Below are 761 nucleotides of genomic sequence, written 5' to 3'. Positions count from 1 at the left end.
GGTGGCCACCTGACCCACGGCGCGCGGCCCAACCAGTCGGGCAAGTGGTTCAACGCCGTGCAATACGGCGTGCGCCAGCAGGACAACATGCTGGACTATGATCAGGTCGAGGCGCTGGCGAAAGAGCATAACCCCAAGCTGATCATCGCGGGCGGTTCGGCCATCCCGCGTCAGATCGACTTTGCCCGCATGCGTCAGATCGCCGACATGGTCGGCGCCTATCTGCACGTGGACATGGCGCATTTCGCCGGTCTGGTTGCGGCGGGCGAGCACCCCAGCCCGTTCCCCTACGCGCATGTGGCGACCACCACCACACACAAGACCCTGCGCGGCCCACGTGGGGGCATGATCCTGACCAATGATGAAGATATCGCTAAGAAAGTGAATTCGGCGATCTTCCCCGGCATTCAGGGCGGCCCGCTGATGCATGTGATCGCGGCCAAGGCCGTGGCCTTTGGCGAGGCGCTGCGCCCCGAGTTCAAAAGCTACATCCAGCAGGTCGTGATCAATGCGCAGGCGCTCAGCGATCAGCTGATCAAGGGCGGGCTCGACACCGTGACCCACGGCACCGACACCCATGTGGTGCTGGTCGACCTGCGCCCCAAGGGCGTCAAGGGCAACGCCACCGAAAAGGCCCTGGGCCGGGCGCATATCACCTGCAACAAGAACGGCGTGCCGTTTGACCCGGAAAAGCCGACCATCACGTCGGGCATCCGCCTGGGCAGCCCCGCCGGCACCACCCGCGGCTTTGGCGAGGCCGA

General features: G+C 65.0%; 1 protein-coding gene. It reads left to right on the top strand.

From position 1 onward, the window contains the following. A partial coding sequence (glyA, locus tag ACR0AP_RS20930; protein WP_480509229.1) for a serine hydroxymethyltransferase occupies positions 1-761 on the top strand: 761 nt, incomplete at both ends.

It is taken from the genome of Ruegeria sp. AF7, assembly GCF_056541885.1.
Note: the sequence above shows the minus strand (reverse complement) of the source record. Positions and strands in the feature narration are given on the sequence as shown.